At 45.8% G+C, this 22,233-nt stretch carries 20 protein-coding genes and 2 pseudogenes; 6 read left to right on the top strand and 16 right to left on the bottom strand.

What is annotated here, in order from left to right; genetic code table 11:
* Positions 1–27: 27 nt before the first annotated feature.
* From CH376_RS07200 to CH376_RS07180, 5 genes are all read right to left on the bottom strand, one after another.
* Positions 28–738 carry a flagellar hook capping FlgD N-terminal domain-containing protein gene (locus CH376_RS07200; RefSeq protein ID WP_100785882.1) on the bottom strand — a complete coding sequence of 237 codons (711 nt, stop codon included), beginning with the start codon at positions 736–738 and terminating at the stop codon, positions 28–30.
* Positions 739–756: 18 nt separating this feature from the next.
* Positions 757–2,358, bottom strand: coding sequence for a flagellar hook-length control protein FliK (locus tag CH376_RS07195; RefSeq protein ID WP_100785881.1), 1,602 nt, complete (start codon positions 2,356–2,358; stop codon positions 757–759).
* Positions 2,359–2,599: 241 nt separating this feature from the next.
* On the bottom strand, positions 2,600–3,307 hold the full coding sequence (locus tag CH376_RS07190) for a hypothetical protein (RefSeq protein WP_100785880.1): 708 nt from the start codon (positions 3,305–3,307) through the stop codon (positions 2,600–2,602).
* A gap of 23 nt (positions 3,308–3,330) precedes the next feature.
* Positions 3,331–4,569, bottom strand: a complete 1,239-nt coding sequence (locus CH376_RS07185; protein ID WP_100785879.1) for a hypothetical protein — start codon at positions 4,567–4,569, stop codon at positions 3,331–3,333.
* Between the two features lie 4 nt (positions 4,570–4,573).
* Positions 4,574–5,125, bottom strand: a complete 552-nt coding sequence (locus tag CH376_RS07180) for a thioredoxin family protein (protein ID WP_100785878.1) — start codon at positions 5,123–5,125, stop codon at positions 4,574–4,576.
* Between the two features lie 126 nt (positions 5,126–5,251).
* Here CH376_RS07180 and CH376_RS07175 point away from each other — a divergent pair, with 126 nt between their 5' ends.
* Positions 5,252–5,842 carry a DUF1499 domain-containing protein gene (locus tag CH376_RS07175; RefSeq protein ID WP_100785877.1) on the top strand — a complete coding sequence of 197 codons (591 nt, stop codon included), beginning with the start codon at positions 5,252–5,254 and terminating at the stop codon, positions 5,840–5,842.
* A gap of 213 nt (positions 5,843–6,055) precedes the next feature.
* On the opposite strand, the gene lp30 is transcribed toward CH376_RS07175, so the two are convergent.
* From lp30 to CH376_RS07135, 7 genes are all read right to left on the bottom strand, one after another.
* Positions 6,056–6,916 carry a plasminogen-binding receptor Lp30 gene (lp30, locus tag CH376_RS07165; protein ID WP_100785875.1) on the bottom strand — a complete coding sequence of 287 codons (861 nt, stop codon included), beginning with the start codon at positions 6,914–6,916 and terminating at the stop codon, positions 6,056–6,058.
* A complete protein-coding gene (locus CH376_RS24205; RefSeq protein ID WP_165781764.1) occupies positions 6,913–7,074 on the bottom strand; it encodes a hypothetical protein in 162 nt (53 codons plus the stop codon). Before CH376_RS24205 ends, lp30 begins: the two co-directional genes overlap by 4 nt.
* 100 nt (positions 7,075–7,174) lie before the next feature.
* Complete coding sequence (gene carB, locus CH376_RS07160; RefSeq protein WP_100785874.1) at positions 7,175–10,495, bottom strand: carbamoyl-phosphate synthase large subunit; 3,321 nt, start codon at positions 10,493–10,495, stop codon at positions 7,175–7,177.
* A gap of 41 nt (positions 10,496–10,536) precedes the next feature.
* On the bottom strand, positions 10,537–12,849 hold the full coding sequence (locus CH376_RS07155; RefSeq protein ID WP_100785873.1) for a sulfatase: 2,313 nt from the start codon (positions 12,847–12,849) through the stop codon (positions 10,537–10,539).
* Between the two features lie 488 nt (positions 12,850–13,337).
* Positions 13,338–13,967, bottom strand: coding sequence for an RsmD family RNA methyltransferase (locus CH376_RS07145; RefSeq protein ID WP_100785871.1), 630 nt, complete (start codon positions 13,965–13,967; stop codon positions 13,338–13,340).
* On the bottom strand, positions 13,964–14,551 hold the full coding sequence (locus tag CH376_RS07140) for a hypothetical protein (RefSeq protein WP_100785870.1): 588 nt from the start codon (positions 14,549–14,551) through the stop codon (positions 13,964–13,966). The genes CH376_RS07145 and CH376_RS07140 overlap by 4 nt, the downstream gene beginning before the upstream one ends.
* Positions 14,548–14,748, bottom strand: a complete 201-nt coding sequence (locus CH376_RS07135; protein WP_100785869.1) for a hypothetical protein — start codon at positions 14,746–14,748, stop codon at positions 14,548–14,550. Before CH376_RS07135 ends, CH376_RS07140 begins: the two co-directional genes overlap by 4 nt.
* A gap of 105 nt (positions 14,749–14,853) precedes the next feature.
* Here CH376_RS07135 and CH376_RS07130 point away from each other — a divergent pair, with 105 nt between their 5' ends.
* The 4 genes from CH376_RS07130 (at position 14,854) to CH376_RS07115 (ending at position 18,983) form a co-directional block, all read left to right on the top strand.
* A complete protein-coding gene (locus CH376_RS07130; RefSeq protein WP_100785868.1) occupies positions 14,854–15,858 on the top strand; it encodes a hypothetical protein in 1,005 nt (334 codons plus the stop codon).
* Between the two features lie 18 nt (positions 15,859–15,876).
* On the top strand, positions 15,877–16,296 hold the full coding sequence (locus CH376_RS07125) for an LIC12806 family lipoprotein (protein WP_420843529.1): 420 nt from the start codon (positions 15,877–15,879) through the stop codon (positions 16,294–16,296).
* Between the two features lie 145 nt (positions 16,297–16,441).
* Entirely contained in the window at positions 16,442–17,128 is a 687-nt protein-coding gene (locus tag CH376_RS07120) for a response regulator (protein WP_100785867.1), read from the top strand.
* A gap of 7 nt (positions 17,129–17,135) precedes the next feature.
* Positions 17,136–18,983, top strand: coding sequence for a sensor histidine kinase (locus tag CH376_RS07115; RefSeq protein ID WP_100785866.1), 1,848 nt, complete (start codon positions 17,136–17,138; stop codon positions 18,981–18,983).
* Positions 18,984–19,143: 160 nt separating this feature from the next.
* On the opposite strand, the gene CH376_RS07110 is transcribed toward CH376_RS07115, so the two are convergent.
* The 4 genes and pseudogenes from CH376_RS07110 to CH376_RS07095 form a co-directional block, all read right to left on the bottom strand.
* Positions 19,144–19,761 (bottom strand): hypothetical protein, encoded by a 618-nt coding sequence (locus tag CH376_RS07110; protein ID WP_125231941.1) that lies wholly within the window; start codon positions 19,759–19,761, stop codon positions 19,144–19,146.
* A 168-nt stretch (positions 19,762–19,929) separates the two neighbouring features.
* Positions 19,930–20,847 (bottom strand): energy transducer TonB, encoded by a 918-nt coding sequence (locus CH376_RS07105; protein ID WP_100788035.1) that lies wholly within the window; start codon positions 20,845–20,847, stop codon positions 19,930–19,932.
* Positions 20,822–21,847: a Holliday junction branch migration DNA helicase RuvB gene (gene ruvB, locus CH376_RS07100; protein WP_100785863.1), complete on the bottom strand. Its 1,026-nt coding sequence runs from the start codon at positions 21,845–21,847 to the stop codon at positions 20,822–20,824. Before ruvB ends, CH376_RS07105 begins: the two co-directional genes overlap by 26 nt.
* A pseudogene (locus CH376_RS07095) lies at positions 21,848–22,063 on the bottom strand (PDZ domain-containing protein); the annotation flags it as partial.
* Between CH376_RS07095 and CH376_RS07090 the strand changes: the two are divergent.
* Positions 22,059–22,233, top strand: a pseudogene (locus tag CH376_RS07090) (serine protease); the annotation flags it as partial. The pseudogenes CH376_RS07095 and CH376_RS07090 overlap by 5 nt on opposite strands.

Below are 22,233 nucleotides of genomic sequence, written 5' to 3'. Positions count from 1 at the left end.
AAAGCTGTTACCTTGATTATCCTTTGTTTATTCGTATGAATTGCTTTTGTCTTTGCCCGGAAACTTCCAGTCGGAAGGTTTTTCTTCCGTCGCGGTTTTGTCTTTGAGTTCCGGCGTTTGTGCTGCGGACGAATCGGAAGAATTTTCCTTCGTATCCGATTTCATCTGAGGTGCGTTAGGCGCTGCTTGAGTCGTCGGCGCTGTTGTCTGAGCCTGCGCTTGATTGTAGGCGGCTTCCTGTTCTTTGAGAACGGTCGGGTCGCTGATCAGCGTGATTTGTTCCACGTCGATCGATCTTCCGTTGACTCGAACGAACGTCTTCCCTTCTCCGTCGAAAAAGAGCGCACCCGCGATACCCGCGATATTTTCTCCGCTTACGAAATCAGGACCCGAAACGAGTTTTCCAACGAGAGAAAAACTCTGACGGTTCCCCATCTTCTGAATTCCGGTGGAGATATTGTTCATCTGTTCAAGAGAGGAGAACTGCGCCATCTGTGCGATAAAATCCTGATCCTTTACCGGATTGGTTGGATCCTGCGAAGAAAGTTGAGTGATGAGAAGTTTTAGAAAATCATCCTTACCGAGAGACTTCACCGTGGAACGAATTTCGATTCCTTTGAGTCCGCTCTTTTCTTCCTTCTCCAGATTCTCCATGTGGTTCCGGATTTTGAAACTTCTGTCTCCTTCGAGGTAATGATCTCTCGTCGCTTGTTGGCTTACGCCGGATGTTTCTGGCATGATGATTTCCTCCGAGGCCTATACTTTCAGATCGAGCAGTTTCTCGGTTTTCCCTTCGGTTTTTTCGGAAAAACCATGAGGCTCTGAAGAATTTTCTTCAAAGGAAAGATCCTCTTCTTCCCAGGAAGAATTTTTGAAATCGGAGTTCCATTCTTCTCCGGAAGCGGCTTGAAAAGAATCGGAGTTTTGTCTTTGCCTTTCGGAGTCGCCGTTGAATGAGAACGATTCTTCTCTTTCTCTGACTTCGATTACGAGAGATTCGAGTTCGAGACCGTTCGCTTTCAATTCTTGTTTTAAGTTCGCGAGTTCGGCGCCTAACTGTTGTTTAATGAAATCGGATTCAACCAGAAGTTTTCCGCGAACGATGTCCTTATCCGTGGAAAGCGAAAGGGACATCTGGCCTAGATCTTTCGGATTCATACGGATGCTCGCCTCCGTTTTACCGTTATCGAGAATTTGAACCCGAGCGGAACGGATCAAGTTTTGAAAGTTCTGTTGAATATCCCTCTTGGAAAGAACGTTAGTCTCCTTGCCGGCTGAAAATTCCTTGGAAGTCCCGGAGATCTCCCGACCCACCGCGTTAGGCGTCGTTGCACCTTTCACCAAGGAAGAATAAGAATCTCCGGATGCGCCTCGGGAAAATTGCTCTTGCCCGGATTTGCCGGAAGAATTTTCGGAGAATTGATTGAGGACCGCGGTTTTGATTTCTTCCCTTGCCGTATTTTTCAACTGAAGATAGGAATCGGATTTTTTATCCCGGCTGATCTTCCATTTTTCGGAATCCACGGCGACTTCTTTTGCTACTTCCGTCCTGTTTTCCTCGGAAATTTTCGAGGACGTTTCCTTCTGCGAGAAACTTTTCAGATTTTCTTTGGAGTCTTTGGACGGCTGTTCGGCGGAACGGGATTCCGATTCTACGGATTTGAATTCTTTCTCAAAAGAAATTTCTTCCTTTTGATCGGGCTTGATCTTTCCGTCCTTGTGATTCGTTTTAACCGCGGTTTCTTCGAACGATTTTTCGGTGAAAATCGTTTCCGCTTCTTCCTCCATCACGACTTCGCTTAACAATTCGGCCTTTTCTTCTTTGGTAAAAAGAGTTTGAACCAAGTCGGTCGTTGTAAGAGGTTTTATCTCGATTTCGGATTCGGAAGTTTCCGAAACGATTTCGGATTCTAATTCGTTTAATATTTCGGTTTCGATTTTCGGATCCACGGTTTCTTCGGCCTTCGCGTCTGCCACGAGAAACCAAGGAAGAACGGAAGCGCTCGAGAATTCTTCGGAAGCGACGAGTTCATCCTCTTCCGATAAGGCCTCTTCTTTTTCAGAGACGGCGGACGTTTCGGTTATTTCCGGTGTTGCAGTTTCCGTTTTATCCTCTTTGGAAACTTCTTTTATTTCTTCTTCCTTTTTTTCGGGAGCTTCTATCTTGGAAAACGCACTCTGAATTCCCGCGAACGTTTCATCGAGTCCCTTCTGCGCGGATCCTTTGAGCGATTTCATCAGATCCATAAAAGAATTCTTTCCGATCAATCCGGAAAGGGAGGACACACTCAACGGCTGATCCGTTATGCGCGCTTGAGGTTTGTATTCTGAAATGGAAAGATCGCCTGAAATATTCATACTGAGCTCCGCAGTATTAAAATCGATCTTTCACGGAATTCCTTGACGGTTTTTTAAATTATCTTCTTCCCTTTTGTGATTATGTCGCACCGTTTCGGGAGCGGGAGTTCCTACTTTTGCGGAAATGCCTCCCGCCTCGGAATTCTGCTCCGATTCATCTACAAGGATTGAAAAAGTAGGAACTCATACTTTTCCAAAAAAGCGTCCCAGAACAGAAAAACCCGATTCTTCTTTGATAAAATCAAAAAAAGTTCACTCGGATCGGTTTGAGTTCGGCAAAAAGAACCGGAATCGAAGTCGCACACCTTCCGAGTCGAACAAAAACGTTTCTCCTCGTCGCGATCGGAAGTCCGTCCAACTCCCGATATTCTTCCGTAAAATGCGACCCGTGCGCCCAAGCTCCGACGACGTTTGCGGTATAATCGTTTCTTACGAGAAGTCCTTGCGAATCGAAGTAGTAGGATTGTTTTCTGCAATGAACGTGCATCGTGTCCGGAAATTCCGCGTCGATTCGAACTCCGCCTTTCCATTCGGTCTCTCGAACGGAGAATTCCTTTAAAAGAAAAGGAATACTCAGATATTGAACGATCGCATAACCGAAAAAATACGAAGCGTCCAATGAAGTCCAAAGCCTGTATTTTTTCAAACCGTGAAACGTATTTCGATAATTCAATAAATTGAATGTGATTTCTTTCTCGTTCGAATCGAAGACATCCACCGCTCCGTTTCGGTATACCGTCTTTTTGCCCGGAGCGGGGTATTCAAAAAACTCGGCTAAGAATTTTTTGGGAGCGATTCTTAACGTATGAGGTTTTAAAAAAGTCCGATTGATCCCTTTGAATTCCAAAAGCGGACCGCCCAAAGATAGAAGATTCAGGTCGATCGATTCCAAACGATCCCAGAGCTTCCCTCCTCCGTATCGATCGATGATCTTTTCGATATGCCCCAAAGAAGTTTTCGAAGGAATTATCCTTACTTACAGGCCTTTTGACGACGAATCATCTCGTTCAATTTGCTTTCCTCTTCTTTGGTTATATTATGGCGTTTTAATACGGATTCGGCCAAAGGAATAACCGTAGGATCCTTGTTGATACACTGACCGAAAAAATCGATGGCTTCCGCTCTCGTATTCTGATTTTCTTTGCCCAACCGAATTCGATGAAGTTCCAATCTTTTTTCGCGCGTGGAGACGTCCACGATCAGATAATCGGCGTAACATTCTTTGATGAGATGATCTGGAAGATCCGTAATCGGACAATGTTTTTTAGACGCGGCCGTTTTTTCTGGTTCCCTCACGGATTCGGTTACGATTCTTTCCACAGTCTTCTGCGTTTCAGTTTCGGTTCTTGTCGGATTCGGTATCAGAGGTGTGTTTTTGGTTTCGACCTTTTGAGGCTCTTCCGTTTTTTCCGGGAGCGCGATCTTGATTTCAGCGACCGGTTCCTTTTTGAGAAGACGATTGTAAAAATAGTCTATCATAAAAATGGAATATTTCTGTATCTTATCCTCGTCGTGAAAATTTAGAACTGATTTTTTTGCCGACTTGGAAGAATTAAGAATTTCCGCCTTGCTTGCCTTGGAGGTTTCCAATTCCTTCACGGTGGAGGCGAGACTTTGATGGAATTTTTTTCGATAAGACTGATTCCAATTCAAGGCGGATTCTTTTAATAGATCCTGAAAGAATGAAAAACTTCGGTCTCTTTCTTTTAGTTTTTTTTGAACCATCTCTCGATAGAGTTTTTTCAGATCGTCGTCTTGTGTGGATTTCGGTTGCACCTTCACGGGCGGCGGCGTCTCCGCTTTTTTGTCCGAATCGAACCAATTATAAACCGTGTTCAAAACGCCGTCCACAACGGATTGGAAAATATCCCCTATGAGAGAATTCGATTTCGATTTATGATTTTTATCGGCGACGAGTTTTCGGTAAATGAGTTCGTATTCTAGGTTTCTGCTCTTCTGAAGTTCGGAATATTTTTCCGTAAGATTCTTCTTTAGAACTCTCCAGTCCTGATAGAGCTCTCCGCTTTTTCTCAAATACGGAATGAGCCCGGAGGTGGATATGTTTTCCAGCGCGCTTTCATTCTTTCGAAATTCCGCGCGGAAATGTTCCAAGGTTTTAGCCTCCATTTCCCGATAGTGTTCCGTTAAGAATTCTGCGTCTTGAAACGATTCGGCGGCGACTGGTGTTTGATCGGGTGTTATTGCGGGCAAGAGATTATTCCTTCCATTTAATAGAGCAACCCATCGAGGGTAATTGATTGATAGGAGGCGGGTTTCCTTTTACGAGCTGATGGACTGCGTATTCAAGTTCCTTCCGGGAAACCTGCTTTTCATTCTTCCAATTGTCGTCCATTCTCCCGTGATAAAACATCTTACGATCACCGTCGTAGAGATAAATATCGGGAGTACACATCGCCTTTAGGTTTCGCGCAACGTCTTGACTTTCATCCACGAGGTAGGGAAAAGGGATCCCCCATTCTTTAATCTTCGTAAGCATCGCCTCCGGAGAATCGTCGGGGTAATCGGGACGAATATTCGGATTGATCGCGACCGTCTTGACTCCCAAAGAAAGAATCTCTCCCGCAAATCGTATCAAACGGGGCCAAATCGCCTGCGCATAAGGACAATGATTGCAGGTTATAACCAGCAATAAACCGGTAGAACCCGAAAGGTTCTCCGAGGAATAAACCTTCCCGGTCGGGTCCGGAAGCTGAAACGTAGGCAGCAAACTTCCCAGCGGAATTTTTTCGGATTCAAGGAGAGACATCGATTTGGACTTAGAGTGGAATCCTATTTATTTCATGAAATTAATTTTTTATAGAAAGTCAGAAGAAATTTAGGAAAGATTCTAAAATCCTTTGTCAGATTCCGATTTTCCTGTTATGCTTCCCCTATGAAAAATAGATCCTTTTTACAATCTCGTGCGATCCCCTATCCTTTAGAAACCCCGCAATCTAACGTGCGTCAGCTGAATTTCGGCTTTGATCGTATTAGAAATTTATTCTTCTGCGACGGCGCCCGTTCTTCGTATAAAAAAAGAACTCTTCTCCTCGTTTCCGTATCCCTCTCGATTTTGGTCCAATGCAATGGCACAAGACCCACAACACTCGGAGCGCAGAACGGCAAGTTGGGCCTTTGTCCCCAAACCCCGAATTGTGTGAGCAGCTTCGTGCCGGAATCGGACGCGGAGCATAACATCAAGCCCTTAAGTTATAAGGGAACTCCGGAAGAAGGAAAAGCAAAACTCAAGGCCGCGATAGGCGAAATTGCGAGGACAGAAATCATAAAAGAAGATTCGAATTATCTCTATGTGGAATTTACGAGTTTGATCTGGAGATTTATAGACGATGTGGAATTTTTATTCGATCCGAATTCGTCTACGATTCACGTCCGCTCAGCGTCCCGTCTGGGAAAATCGGATCTCGGGGTAAATCGCAAAAGAATCGAGGCGATCCGGGAAAAAATTTCAAAACTTGAGAATTGAAGAAGAAGCGACTTCTTAAATCCTTTTCCGTAAACAAAAACCGATCCTCGAATGGCTTCGTTCAAATTCGATTTGAACGAAGCCATTCGAACCGGACTTCGATCCAAATGGCTGTTTCTATTTTAGATAAGAACCTGTCCCAAAACTGGGACAGGACCTTGCAGCTTGATCTTTCCGACAAAATAAAATAAGGTTTTGGGACGCGCTGTAAACTTAATTTCCTAAAGCCGCTCTTTTCTTTTCGGCTATCGTTTTCCAATATCCGTTCGGATACGATTGAATGAGAATATCGTAAAACAGCTTTTCGGCATTCTTCTTTTCAACAATTCCGCCGGTTCCGTAAAAAAAATGTTTTAAAGAATCGGAGTCCATTCCCTTAATATACTCCTCTCCCGGTTCCAACTGGACCGCCACTTTGTTTCCGGAAAAAATTTCGGTCAAAGACGGAGTATCGTCGGAAATTCCGTACGGATCCTCCGGAGTCGTCGGAGCCACCTTTGCCATTACGATTCCGCCGAAAGTGATTTCACCTGCCTTTGTTTGAATCGGAAACGCGCGAAAGGATTTCGAAGGATCGACCGGAAAATTCCGAAACACGATTCTTCGGCAGTTTTGTCCACAGTTGATCTGATAGAAATAATTGATTTCGGTGATCAAAAACTCTTTCGTAGGATCCAGCGATAGAAGAAGATAAAACGGAGACAAATAACCGGTCTTCCCTTCGTAGTATTGTGTGGACTCGAACTTTTCAGCGGTTACAGGATCTTCGTTGGGATACGGCCGAATGTCCTTCGGATTATTTTTGGAGTCTTTCAGAAGAATCTCTGAAAATCGAACACCGCGTGTTCCCAGTTCGCGAAAGACGGTTCCGGAATCCTTACTGAACAAATTCAACAAATCCTTGTGTCTAGGGTTGTGGACGTAAAGACCGAAGCCAATCACCCCGAAGGAATTTTTCTCCGCGTCGGAAACCGGATTTTTCACTCTTACGATTTCTTTCGTACAATGTGCAAAGAAAATGAAAAGAAGAAGTGAAAAAAAACGACTTCGGATGTTGCGCTTACGATTTATCATAGAAGCACAAAAATAAATTCTTTCCACCTTTTGCCAACGCTCTTTCCTGCAAGGTGATCCGTTTTGCCGGCTATTTCGGTTCCTGAGATTTCGATCGGCGAGACTGCGAGTTTTTTTTCGTGGCTCGCCGAAATTTCACCAGCGGATTCAAATCTCATTCATTTTGTAGAATAGAGTGGATTCGAACTTTCTCGATTCGATCACATTTTTCGTTTCTTCTCGGATGTTAAACGGCGTTCCTATCTAGTATAGACGCAGTCAGAAAATCTTAGGCATCGCGTGGATTTCCTGAAGAGAATGGATCGTAAATCCTTTGTTCTTCATCTCCACCATACCCTTGATCAGCGCCTTTGCCGCGTTAGACGTAGTCAAACAAGGAACCTTAAAGCGGATCGCTGCCTGACGGATCGTAAAACTATCGTCTCTCGTTACTCTCGAAAGCGGAGTATTGATGATGAGATGGATTTTATTCTCGCGGATATAATCCAACGCGGTCGGAAAAACTCCGTCGTAGACCTTGTTGATCTTGGAGGAAAGAATCCCGTTATCAGATAGATACTTGTGGGTTCCCGAAGTTGCGATCAAATTGAACCCGAGTTCGGAGAGATCCTTGATATAAGATAGAAGTTCCGATTTTGTCTTATCGTTGATGCTCACAAAAACGGTTCCCTGCGACGGAAGTTCGTCTCCGGCCATATATTGGGATTTCAAAAACGCTTCACCGGCGGTTGCCGCGATTCCCATCACTTCTCCGGTGGAACGCATCTCGGGTCCGAGAATCGTATCGACCCCGGGAAATTTATTAAACGGAAGAACCACTTCTTTAACGGAAACTTGGGAAAATGCCATCTCCTTCGGAAGAGGCAGACTCTTCAGAGATTCTCCCATCATGATTCTGGTCGCGTATTTTACGATCGGATGTCCGAGAGCTTTCGAAACGAAAGGAACGGTTCTAGAGGCTCTCGGATTGACTTCTATGATGTAAAGAATTTCGTTTTTGACCGCGTATTGGATGTTGATCAGACCTTTGACTTGCAGCTCCAACGCGAGCGCGACCGTAGCGGAACGGATTTCATCCATCATCTTTTTGGAAAGTGTTTGAGGAGGAAGAACACAAGCCGAGTCCCCGCTATGAACGCCCGCTTCTTCGATGTGCTCCATGATTCCTGTGACAAAGACGTCTTTTCCGTCGCAGAGCGCGTCCACGTCCACCTCGATCGCGTCTTCCAAAAAGGAATCGATGAGCAGAGGTTTGTCCTTGGAAATCTCCTCGGCCTTTTCCATGTAACGATCCAATTCCTTCTCTTCGTTGATGATGAGCATCGCCCTTCCGCCGAGAACGTAACTTGGACGAACTAAAACCGGGTACGTGATCTTCTGCGCGATCGTCCTCGCTTCTTCCATGGAAGTTGCGATCCCGCTCTCAGGGGAAGTTAGTTTCAATTTTTCTAATACTTCGACGAAACGTTTTCTATCTTCCGCGCGATCGATTGAATCCGGACTGGTTCCGAGGATTTTTACTCCCTTTCTTTCCAACTCCTTCGCGAGTTTTAACGGAGTCTGACCGCCGAACTGAATGATCACACCTTCCGGTTTTTCATTTTGATAAATTCTAAAAACGTCCTCTAAAGTAAGAGGTTCGAAATACAATCGATCCGAAGTATCATAATCCGTGGAAACGGTTTCCGGATTGGAATTGACCATTATGGATTCCACACCGAGATCCTGAAGCGCGTAAGAAGCCTGACAACAGCAGTAGTCGAATTCGATCCCTTGACCGATCCGGTTCGGACCGCCGCCCAGAATCATCACCGACTTCGCCGGAGTTACGTCGGACTCGTCTTCCTCGTCATAGGAAGAATAAAAATACGGAGTATAAGCCTCGAATTCTCCCGCGCAAGTATCAATGCGTTTGTAAACCGGTTGGAGTTTTTTAGAATCCAGTTCGGCTTCGATTTCCTCTTCCGTTTTTTTAAGAAGATTCTGAATCTCCATCTTCTTGAGATCTACACGAAGACCTCCGTCCAAAAGTTCCAGAATTTCCTTTTTCGATTTTAAGAACGCGAGTTGTCTGTTGGAAAAACCCGCCTGCTTCATCTTTTTAAGAATCGAGTTTCCCTTTTCGGAATATTCTTTTTCGAGTTTGAGAAGGTCCTCCATCTGCCAGAGAAACCACTTGTCCACTTTGCAGAGGTCGTGGATCTGATCCACGGTATAACCTTCGTCGAAGGCGAGTTTGATGTAAAAAATACGTTTGTCGTTCGGGCGTTTCAGAAAGGAATCGATCCATTCTTTTCTCTGGCCTACGTTTAGACTTCTTGCATATAATAATTCTTGAAAGTATCCGTCGGAACCGAAACCGTAACGATCCGTTTCGAGGGAACGAAGGGCTTTTTGAAAACTTTCCTTAAAGGTCCTTCCGATGGCCATCGCCTCGCCCACGGCTTTCATCTGAACTCCGAGCGTATCGTCCGTTCCCGGAAACTTCTCGAACGCGAAACGCGGAACTTTCGTCACGACGTAGTCGATCGAGGGTTCGAAGGACGCGGGGGTAACTCGGGTGATGTCATTCTTAATTTCGTCTAACGTATAACCGATGGAAAGAAGAGCCGCGATCTTTGCGATCGGAAAACCGGTGGCCTTCGACGCAAGGGCCGAAGATCTGGAAACTCTCGGATTCATTTCGATCACGATCACGTCTCCGTTCGCCGGATTGACCGCAAACTGGATGTTGGAACCGCCCGTCTCGACCCCGATCTCCCGAATGATCGCGATGGACATGTCGCGCAGATTTTGATATTCCTTATCGGAAAGGGTTTGTTGCGGAGCCACGGTGATCGAATCTCCCGTGTGAACTCCCATAGGATCTATATTTTCGATCGAGCAGATGATGACTACGTTGTCCGCGAGATCGCGCATAACCTCGAGTTCGAATTCTTTCCAGCCGAGAACGGATTCTTCCAAAAGAACCTGGCTGATCGGAGAAGCCTTGAGTCCTTTGGAAACGACTTCCTCGAAAGTTTCTTCCGTGAAAGCGATTCCGCCTCCTGTGCCCCCGAGCGTAAACGCGGGACGAACAATGAGCGGAAGTCCGAGTCTTTTTTTGATTTCGCCCGCGTCTTTGAGATTGTTTGCGAGACCGGATGCGGGAACTCTCACGCCGATCTTTTCCATCGCCTTTTTGAAAAGATCCCGGTCTTCGGCTTTTTTGATGGCGTCCACTTTGGCGCCGATCAATTCTACATTGTATTTTTCAAGAAGCCCGGCGGTGTTGCAAGCCAAAGCGAGATTGAGTGCGGTTTGTCCGCCGACCGTGGGAAGGATTGCGTCCGGCTTTTCTTTCTCAAGAATTTTTTGAACGACCTGGACCGTCATCGGTTCGATGTAAGTCGCGTCGGCGAGATCCGGATCCGTCATGATCGTGGCCGGATTGGAGTTGAGTAGAATGACGCGGATCCCTTTTTCTTTAAGGGCCTTCGCGGCTTGAGTCCCGGAGTAATCGAATTCACATGCCTGCCCGATAACGATCGGACCGGAACCCAGGATGAGTACAGAGCGGATATCTTCTCTTCTAGGCATACTAAAATACAGGTTTTTAGTTTAGCCCTATCCTTCAAGCATCAATTTGACAAAGGGAGCAAATACTCTCCTGCTTTCTTAAATTTTCCGGACTCGAGAAGAAACGAATGAAGAGAGTCCTTGAGAGAAGAACACTGAGAAACCGGAAGAATCTTCGTATTCCAAGGATCGTCGATTCGATCGTAACAAGCCCAAACGACTCCGTCCTCGGAGGGAATGTAGATGAGTTTGTATCTCCCGTTCTGAAACATCCTGTGTTTGGAAACGATCACGCTTTCCTTCGCGTAAGAATCTCCGATGGAAATGAAAGGAAGTTCTCCCGTTTCGATCGAGTGAAGCCGGAGAATGTTCGGATAAAAGATTCTCTGCTTTTGAAAAAAATGATTTCCTCGATCGCTGAACCAAATCCCGGTTTCCCCATAGACCGATCGATCGTCCTTCCAGGAAGGAGATTGAAACGCAAGAGAAAGATCCCTTCCCGGTCGAATGCGGATCTCCTCGAGAATCGATTTTTTATCCGGAAAATCTCCTGTCTTTTTTAAAACGAAATCAAGAAGAGTCGGGAACAAATCCAAGGAACTGCTGATTCCCGAGAAAGATTTCCCGGCGCCCGCGTTCGAAGGATATTTAATGAGGAGAGGAATGTGCGTGACCCCTTCTCCGCGCAGATGTTCTCCGTGTCCGTGACTGTGGTCCGCTTCGAAAAGGGATTCTCCGTGATCGCTCGTGAGGACGATGAGAGTGGAATCGTAAATCCCTTCTTCCTTTAACTTAGCGATGATCTTTCCGACCGACTCGTCAAAGGATGCGATGGACGCCTGAAAAAGTCCGTTGATCTGATCTTGATCCTCCCGGCTCAGAGCGGAAGAATCGCTCGGATCCACAAATTTGAAATACTTAAATTTTCCATAATATTCAGGATTTGTAAATCGATGGTAATAGGGATACGGGGGGCTGAACGGAAAATGCGTGACGGAAGAGAAGAAAACCGTAAAAAAGGGGGATTCGTCCCGTTTCAGTTCCGGCAACAGATCCGGAAGAATCTTTTCGTCGTCCCCCAAACTCGGAAGACCCTTGAGCGAAGAAAAGTATTCTCCGGCGCCTGGAAGAGATCCCGTTAAGATCGGAAGAAGAAGAATCTGAGATTCTAAAATTCTCTGGGCCGTGAGAGTTCCCGCGTGAAAGACGGGCGCTCTTACGGATTGAAATCCCCATTCGGCCCTCGGGAAGATATCTCCCGCGAAGGAGGAAACCACGCCGGTTTTATATCCGAGTTCCCCAAGGATCCGGGGAAGAGTTCTCGACGAAGGTTCATTCAAACCGCCCCGATCCTTTGCGTCCGGAAACATATCTTGGATCCCGTGCACAAAACTCGGTTGTCCTGTCAGAAGATCGGCCCAGGCGGGGAAAGTCCTCGGAATCGTAGTGTGATGATCCTGAAAAACGATCGAATCTTTTGCCAATAAATCGATGTTAGGCGTCAGTCCCTTTTTACCTTGAGAATAACCCATTCTATCGTAGCGCAAACTATCCGCGCTGATGATCAGAATATTAGGAAGATTTTCGGAGATCGGCCGTTCGGGACGCAATCCGGAGATCCTATTTCCTCCATTCCAAGAAATCCCCAAAACAAAAAGAAAAACTCCCGCCCAAACCGAAACGGATACTTTATAATTTTGGAATATTACGCTAAAAATATAAACCCACGATACGATCCAGATTCCAAAAACGTTTCCCAATCTGTGAAAACAAAACGCAAAGAAAGCGAATAGGATAAAATAACTCAGAGATTTCCATTGTTTACGAACGACCAAGGAACGAATTCTCCGACCCGCGAGACCGCCAAACATGAGAAAGGCGGCAACCTGAGGGATCCAAGGAGAAACCCGGTCTGTGAGAAAAAAAAGAAAATATCGCAAGAACGAAAAACGATAAAAGAAAAATTCTCCGTAGAGTTGGGGGTAAAAGACGACGGAATGGATCCAAAGTAAAAATACAAAGACGCCGAAAACTGCGATTTCTTTTTTTACCGAGAGCCGATTCTTCTCATCCGCCTTTCCATCGTCCGCGCCGAAGAGAAGTAATGCGATCGCGGAAAAGAGGATTCCGCTCGAAACGATTGTTCCGAAGTAGTCTTTTAAAAACAAAGGAAGGAAGGACAAAAAGAGAGATTTGAATTCGGAAAGATCGACCCCCATGATCTGGAAAGAAGAATTGAGAATCAGGGTTACAAAAGAAATTCCCATTCCGATTCCAAAGAATCGAAGATAACTGCGGACGGCGGCGTCCTTGAGGATGTTTCGGATTTGTTCCAAGTTGATTTTTCTCTTTTGTTTTCGATTGACGAGTCCCATCTTATCTCAAACGGGCTCAGACTTTTTCAGTAAGTCAGTCTGCGGCCTACGTTTTCGGGCTTTCCCAACGCCGAAACTTTATGATTCCAGAATATTCAATTACCATAATGTATTTATTTTCGCGCTCGCCTCTCCGTTTTTGTAAGAATCATTCCAAGACGGACCGAGACGCCATACTTCCATAAAACCGTTCATTACCTCATTCCCCGCAAGCGCGCCGAACCTCTCAAAGAATTTGTCGTAACAACGACAATCCTCCGTGAAATAAAAGCCCCACCCTGAACTTGGGTGGTGGGGCGGGTGGTGGAAAATTCCGGGTGACTTTTCTCTATCACAGAGTTCGACTTTCCACAAGTAAAAATCCCAAACGTAGGAACTCCTACAAAAATTCCGATTGGGAACCTTGTCGATTTTAAAAGATTTTCCGACTTATGGAAATACGACGCTGAGCTCTTCACCGACAAACGTGAAACGTCCCTATCAAGAAATCAATCTTCCGATTCCGATTCTTCCTGCTCCTCGACTTCTCCGTCCGATTCCGATTCGAAGTCGTCCACCCCTCGCACCTTGTAAGTCAAATAATTCTTTCCAAATTTGCGGGTCACAAAATCGGACCAACCCGGCAATACGGGAGATTGAATAAAAACGGCGACGGTGGATTCTTCGTTCAAAAGAGCCTCCGTCAGATTTTTTAGTTTTTCATTCTTCTTATCCCAAAAAGAATACGGAGGATCCAAAAAATAGATCCTGGATTTTTCCGGGATATCGAGTTTATCATAAAAACGGAATACGTCTTTCCGAAAGATTTCCCTAGTTCCTCCGATCTTATCGAATAACTTTCGAAGACTGTCCGACCTTTCCCAAGCGAGTTCGTACAAAACGACCCTCGCGAATCCTCGGCTCAGAGCTTCCAAGGCCATCTGACCTGAACCCGCGAAAAAATCGATAAAAGCGGAATCTTCCGGGATCAACCTTCCCTTCAATACAAGAGAACCTAACACGTCGAAGACGGACTTTTTAACGATCGCGGGAGTGAAGTTCATATTCCCGGCGATCGCAGGAGGCGTTTCTATCGACTTACCCTTCAGCTTTCCGGTCTGCACTCTGAGTAATTTCATGTTTGAGTCTCCATTTTTTTCTCTATGCTCAATTCTAAGATCCGGATTTTTTTATTCAACTTTTCGGTCGATTTCCATTCTTTCAACTTGGAAAGGACCTGCTTGGCCTCCGGAAATTTTCCCGCTTCGAACAGGATGCAGGCGTACGTATAGAGACCTTCCGCATAACGCACAGATGCCGCTCCGTGTTCCGAAAAAATTCTTCCCCAATGAATTCCGGAAGACTCGTCCTCCAATACCAGACAACGTTCCAAAAACAAAAAGACCGAGTTATAAAAAATTCCGGGATGAGAGGATTTCTTTTCGTAAATACTCCTTAGAGTTTTATCGATCTCTTCCGGATCCTTCTCCGCAGCGGTATATAAAAGAAGAATTCGATAGTCCACTTCTTCCTTTCGAAGAGCGGAACGAGAAACCTTTACAAGAGTATCATAGTTCCCTTTCTTATAAAAATCATAAACGTCGCTGAAATCTGTGGAAGAAATGGGTTTTTGGGGAATTAGAAATAAAAGTATGATTGCAAACCCGAGAAGCCGGAAGGCAAAATTCTCTTGGAACCGCCTGACCGGCCGGGCGTTTTTCAAAGTTCGATTACTGCCGCCGAACCGCACATGGGACAGATCGCCCCTTCCGGACCGTAATCCTCCGCTTCAAAGGCTTCTTCTTCCCAGCGGTGATCGCAATCCTCACATGCAAAAGTTACAACGTCCTCGTCCGTAGCATCTTCGTCGTCTCCGGTTTCCAGTTCAAACTCTTCGTCAAAATCGTAATCGTAGGGCATAGATCCAACGGAATCAAAGGTGCCTTTAGTGTCAAGTTTTAGGGCCTGAAACAAATTCAAAAAATACGTGAACCCTGGATAGGCGGGTAAAAACTAGGACGCATTATGCTGTATCAGTCCGGCCTGAAGAGTTACAAAAAGAAAACCAGTTATAAACCTTATATCCTTACGATTCTTTTGATTACCTTAGGAGGGCTTGGATTTTTTTTCCGCCAGGATATCAAGAATCTCTTCGCTGGAGATCGAAAAATTCTTCTGGAAAAGGAAAGAAAGAACGTCCAGCAGCAGATCCTTGCCGGAAATTTGGAGGAAAGTTCGGTCAAAAATTTTCAGAGCGCCGCGAAAGATTTTGTTACCGCCAATCCCGCGGACGAACTGGGATATTTCTATAACGCATTAGGAAATTATTATTCTTTTTTACTGAACGGTTTTTCGTTCGATTCAGGAACGTTAGTCAAGCTTTCCTATTCCGGCTTTAACGATTTTCTCCAAGAGGACGGATCATATCTTCCGATTCTGGAAGATATGTATCGCAACGCTCTTCGCGCAAAGGCCGTCGACCCGGCGATGAAGGAGAATCCGGACAACGAAGTGATGATCGCCTTCGGAGAAACCATCAAACAACATCTTTCCAGAAAATCGCTGACGAGTCTTTTGAATTCGATTCCTTACGACAAAGTCAGTCCGGAGTTTAAGACGGGTTATACTTGGATTTCCCTTTTGGGAGCGTCCCTTTCCGGAGACACGGAATTTTTAAAGAAGAATCTCGCGAGCCCCGAGTCCACTGGATCGATTCTACTGACGGAAAGAGAAGCTCATTTTCTTACGGGACTTTCCGAGTTCCGTGCGGGCCAGTATGTTTCTTCTTTGAATTTTATCCGGAAAGTAAGAAATGAAAACGAAGATTTTATCACGACAGGATCCTGGATCTTAGAAGCGAAAATTTTCAGACTTCAAAATCTTCACGCAAAGTCGATTACGATCCTGGAAGAACTTTTTCCCAAAGCGGAGGAAAGAAAGGAAGAGATCATCAAACTTGCAAGAGAGATCATCGAAGAAAAACCCGCTCTCAAGACAAAACTCAATCTCGAACTCGAAACGGATCAGTAAGATTTCGAATCCGGGAAAATGTTAAACGAAATGAAATTGAATACGACATCCTCGGCTTTTCAAAGAACGTTCCGTTCGACGTTCTTACTTTTCGTTGTTTTTGTCTCCGCCGACTGCGGACTCAAACCGGTTCCTCCCCCCGAAGGAAAATTCTGCGATACATGGCATAAACCGGTGGAATGTGTGGAACTCGATTTTAGAAAAGGAATCGCGAACCTCGGACAAGGCGTCCTTCCTTTGCAGATGAAGAGCGTCGTAAACTACCGGATCGTCTCCGATCAAAATCGAACGATCCTCGTTGAAGTTCTTCACGAACATAGGGTAAGAATCACGTATCCCGGCGCGGAACCGAGGCTTTATCTGAAGATCAAAGACAAAGAAGACCGCAAACGGAGATGGGAAAAAGCAAAAGAAGAATGGAACGAATTCTTTAATTAATCCGCGATTCGACTCCGCTCGTTCTAAGCGTTTGTGAATCACGATGAATATCGATCTCCGGAGACTCAAGCTCGAGAGGATTTCAAAGATCGTAACGAAATAAAAAACAATTTACCGAAAGAAAGTCTTCCAAAGAATCAGGCCGATGGTCAAAGAATCCCAAACGACCCATTCCGTTTCGATCGTCGAAGACAACCTCCATACGGCGCTCAATCTTCAAGAATTGCTCTCCACATCCGGCGATCTAAAATTTTTAAAGCACTACGCGAATGCGCAAGAAGCGATATCCTCTCTTCCGAAAGAGGCGCCGGATATCGTCATCTTAGACATCGGCCTTCCCGGAAAAAACGGCCTGGAATGTCTGAAAGAACTCAAGGACAAAACGCCTAACACTAAGTATGTGATCTTTACCGTCTTCGAAGACGAGGATAAAATTGTGGAAGCGATTCGAGGCGGCGCGTCGGGATATCTTCTAAAGGACACGTCCCCGGAGTTGTTTCTCGCGGAACTCAGAGTGATCGTGTTAGGAGGCGCGCCTCTAACGCCTAGGATCGCGGATAAGATCATCCGGGAATTCGCCAAAAAAGAGGAAACAAAAAACCCTCCGATCGTGAACACGCTAGGTTTGACCGAAAGAGAACTGCAAATCCTAAACTTTGTCGCGCTCGGAATGACGTTTCCCGACATCGCCGACGAGTTGGATATTTCCAGTCATACGGTGAGCAGGCATATCGAAAAAATTTATAAAAAGATGGAGGTTCATTCCAGGTCCGAGGCCATCATTCGTGGAAGAAGAATGGGGATCATCCGGGACGTTCCCGGTTATCCGTAAGGTCGACATGAAACGGACATTATATTCAATTTTTATTATACTCTTTTCTTTGACGGTCCGGTGTTCTCCGGCCGTTTCTTCCCACGAACGCCCGAACGCTCAAAAGGGAACGATCGATCTCAGAAATTTCAACCTCAACGAACAGACAACGACCCTGAACGGGGATTGGGAATTCCACTGGAAAGAATTGATACAACCGGACCAAAACGCCGCGGGAACTCCTCGATACGAGCCGGTTCCGGGGATTTGGAGGGACTACGATCCGTCTTACACTTGGAAAGGTTATGCGACATACCGTTTGCACGTGTTATGCGACTGGAATCGTCCGAACCTCAAGATAAGAATCCCGAGGCTTCCCGGAGTCTACGACGTCTATTTCGGAGATCACAAAGTATATTCCAACGGATTGACCGGGACGGACACGATCGATACGGTATTCTTGGCCCATCCTTTGATCACGAGCGTGGTGGTTCCGTCCGGAGATTTTTGGATCACCGTAGTAGTTTCCAATTTTAAGGGAAATCATCTGAAAGGCGGGATTCGAAATCCTTTCCGGATCGGAAACGGAAATTCAATCGATCTTGAGGAAAGAAAAGAGGAATGGTTGGAGATCATCCTGATCAGCGTTATTTGCGCTTTCGGGATCTATCATATCGTATTCTTTTTTGCTTATAGAAAAGATCCCGTGCCGCTGCACTTTGCCATGTTTTGTTTTTTGGTTTCCCTTTATACTTTCATCACTTCCGGGATTCAATACATGGCTCTTCCGAGTCTATCTCTCGATCTTAGAATCCGGATCGAATTTTTCTGCGAAGTCTCTTTTTTTCCTACGGTTTATCTGATCCTGCGCAGAATGTTTCCCGAACAATTCGGAAAAAAATGGATCAGAATCGCGATCGCAAGCACGATCTTTTTTGCGATCGGAATTCTTACTCTGGACGAAAACAATCTGGTTCGATTGTATTCCGCGTTTCTCTACGCGCCGCCCGTTTACGCGGTCTTCATCCTTTTCCCGATGATAGCGGCGTTTCGAAATCGGGAACCGAGAGCGAAAACGATCGTGATCACCGGATTTGTTCTCGTTTTTACGATGATGAACGACGTGATCTACGGCTTATTCGAAGTCTATATTTTATTTCCTTATAGTTTTCCGTTGGGACTCGTCGTTTTCGTAGCTCTTAATTCTTATATCATTTCTTCACGATTTACGGAAGACTTGGAAAAAGCCAAGGCGTTCGCGCAACTTCAGATCAAATACAACGAACAACTCAGACTTCAAGCCGAGGAAAGGACAAGAATCGCTTCCGATATTCACGATACGATCGGCTCCGAACTCACTGCAATTCTTTTCGAATTGGAATCCAAGAACAAAGACGATTCCACGCTCAAAAAACTAAAAACCGAAGTGACACATCTTATATCCAACGTTCGTGACATCGTATTTCTTATGCACCACACCGGAACTCACAAAGAACTCGTTGAGGACGTGATGATTCGATACGCGGAAAGAATCCAAGGCACGGGATCGATACGGGTCAAAACGGAGATCAAGGAAGTTTCGGACGCTCTGAGATTGGATCAGTGCCTTCACGTGCAGAAAATATTCTTGGAGTTGATGTCCAATATTCTCAGACATTCCGAGGCGAAACGGATCGAAATTTCGTGGAACAAAGAGGGAAAGAATCTCTGTTTAAAAGTAACGGACGACGGAAAAAAATTCACTCTCGACCCGAAAGAATCCGCCGGAATCGGAATGAACAATATCCGAATGCGAGCCGAAAAACTCAAGGCGGAATTCGATCTCGATTCTGACGGCCTCGAAAATCAATTCAAAATATACATTCCATATTACTAATACACTTTCGGTCAAACATCGGATCAATCGAACTTTCGGAAGAGCTGCCCAAAACGAAATTCCAGAATCAATCCGGGTAAAATCGGGATGAACGATCGAGTCCCCGTGTATTTCGCCTTACAAAAAAATTCGAAAGTAGATTATAAAGTTAGAATATATCTTAGTCGTTGCTCTGATTGCTGAGAGAATCCACATAAACCGGACCCGAAGTCATAAGGATTGTCACTCCTTGAATCGAGGTTTCAAATCGGTTCAGCCGGTCCAATTTTCTAAAAAGATCCCGAACCAAAAGCAGAGCGATCCTTGAGTTCCCGCTTCCGATCGCGGCCGGACTTTTGCCGTGTTTCCAAGGTTTTCTCGGATCGGATCCGCCATCGACGTAAGGAGCGTAAAAAAGTTTTTTGGAAAGAATACAAAAAGATTCTAATATAGCTTCGATCGCGTCGCGATTGCGGTCGGCTTGGATTCGGACTTCGAGTTCGAACCACCGGTAGTAGTCCAATTTTTTATTCTCGTAAAAAGATTCGAATCCGAAAACGGGAAACGAAAGTTTGTTAAAAATTCTTCGAAATCCGATCCAACGAAACCAATCGACCGCGAGAAGGAGCGGGAAAAAAGCGAATATCGCGGCGATCGTCGGACTTTCCAGCATTTCCGGAACCAAAAGAACCGTGATATAAAAGCTGGGAAGCCCCATTCCCAGGATCCAAAGAATCGGAGATTGATTGAGGATCCAGAGATCGGCCAGGACAAAACGTAAGAATTTTTGAATATACAAAAACGGTGTTGTTCTGCTTAGACATCGAAAGAATAAAAGTATGTTCTTTTTAAGATTCCTAAGTTTTGTCTTTCGAGCGGAAGACTTCCGAAAGTCTGAAATTTCGGCCTCTTGTAGTTTTCGGCGTTCTTGAAAGGCTTTCTGAATCGGATCCAAAAGAGTTCTCGACTAACGGCTTCTCATCTCTGGGAAGATAAAGTTGATACCGAAGATCATACCTTGCGCTTTCACTTCTTCCGGAACCTTTCCGAAATTCTGACCGCGAATGGAATCAACGCAGGCTTGGCCGACGATATCCTGACCTTGCGTGGAGATAAGTCTTGTGTCCAACACCTGACCGCTGTCGCTTAACAAAAATTGAACCTTGACCTGACCCGGAGAAATTCCGGCGCGGATTACCGTTCCGGCCATGTCCCGATAGGCGAAGTTGCCGCCGCCGGGAGGAGCAAAACTCCCTTCGATCTGTTTCAGCATCCGTTTAAAGTATTCGTAACCGGCGAGTTTTTTTCTGGGAATCGACAGAGCCTGGCTTCCGTCCCAACGAAAAAGAAAGTCCTGCTCAAAACGATAGTTGAACGGAATTTTAGTCATCCGTCCGTAGACTTGAGTGCTCTGTTTCGTATTATCCGTGTTAGACGTTTGAACCGGATCGATCTTGTATATTCCGACTTCAAAGGCCTTTTCGTCGTTTTTTTCAAGAGACTGTTGTTTCTGAGCTTCGGAATTTCTTCTCGCGACGCTTCCCATCACGAATTCGCGGAACGGACTGGCGGAGTGAAAACCTTCTTTCTTCGTGATTCCGCCCGCGCCCGCCGCGTCCACGTTGGAAAGGGCTTTGTATTCGTCCTTGATATGTTTGTCCACGAAGTCCTGTTCCAAGAGGACTTCGTAAATTTTTTCTTTTTCCTCGTTGCTTTCCATCTTAACCATAGGTTCGCTTCCGAGAATTTTCCAGAGCATATTGCGCGTGAGTAGATGAGCGGTAAAAAAAGACGCGAGCGCGAGGACGAGAAAAGAAGCGTAGATCAGCCTTTTATCGTCTTCGGGGATTCCGGAATATTCAGAATAAAGTCGGGTCTTGTCCATGATTTCCGGGAAAATCTCCCATTCGCTTCAGTTGTTGATACGCCTTTTCGGTCGCGACTCTTCCCGCAGGAGTTCGATTGATCAGTCCGATTCGAACCATAAAAGATTCGTACGTATCTTCGATGGTTTTTTCCTCTTCGCCGACCACGACCGCGATCGCCTTCAAACCAACCGGACCGCCTTTGTAACGATCGATCATACAACCGAGAATCTGTCTATCCATAGCATCCAGTCCCAGATCGTCAATCCCCATCTTATCAAATGCTTTTGTGCAAAGATCCTTTTTGACGGAAGAATGGCCGTCGACCTCGCTGAAATCTCGGATCCGCTTGAGCAAGTGATTTGCAATCCTTGGAGTTTTACGGGAACGTTTTCCGATTTCCAGAGCGGCGTCGTCCTCGATTTCGACGCCCAAAATTTTAGAAGAACGCAAAACGATCTCCTTCATCTCCTCGTCGCTGTAATAATCCAAACGAAGCTGAATTCCGAAGCGGCTCTTGAGCGGTTCGCTGATAAGACCGCTTCTGGTCGTAGCCCCGACCAGAGTAAAAGGTTTGAGAGGAATCTGAACCATCTGCGCGGTCACACCTTCGCCGATGACAAGATCGATCATATAATTCTCCATCGCGGGATAAAGAATCTCTTCGAGCTTTTTGTGAAGCGTATGAATTTCGTCAATAAAAAGGATTTCGTTCTCGCCCATGCTCGTGAGAAGACGCGCGAGATCCGCTCCCTTTGTGATCACGGGAGCCGAAGTGATCGTAAGTCTGGTTCCGAGTTCGTTGGAGATGATTCCCGCGAGAGTGGTTTTTCCGAGTCCCGGCGGACCGGATATAAGAACGTGATCGAGGGCGCGCTTTCGATTCTTAGCGGCTTGGACATAGACGCCCAGATTGTTAAGGACTTCTTTTTGGCCTATAAATTCGCCGAGAAGAGACGGGCGCAGGCCCGACTCTTCTTCAAATTCTTCTTCCGGATTGAGGGTATGGGATTTCGCCAATCAGTTCGGTCTTTCCTTAAGCTGAATCGAAAGTCTCGAAACGTTTCCCTGACGGATGATCGTAACGTTGATCCTATCTCCCACCTTGCTCTTCTTCACCGTATTGACGACTTCTTCGGGAGAATTGATCTTCGTTCCGTTGATTTCGGTGATGATGTCCATCAACTGAATCCCGGCGCGGTCCGCTGGAGAATCGTTCATGATCTGAACTACGACCGGAAAAGTAAAACGCCCCGCGCAAGCCTGGCTCGGAGTCGGAGTGGATTATCTTCATGAAGAAGACGCGAAGCAGTTGAAAATTTCCGGAGGGGCGGTCGTAGTTCAGATCATGAACGATTCTCCAGCGGACCGCGCCGGGATTCAGTTGATGGACATCATCACCGAAA

Origin of the sequence: Leptospira adleri (genome assembly GCF_002811985.1) — a bacterium.
In the GTDB taxonomy this organism is placed as follows: domain Bacteria; phylum Spirochaetota; class Leptospiria; order Leptospirales; family Leptospiraceae; genus Leptospira; species Leptospira adleri.
Note: the sequence above shows the minus strand (reverse complement) of the source record. Positions and strands in the feature narration are given on the sequence as shown.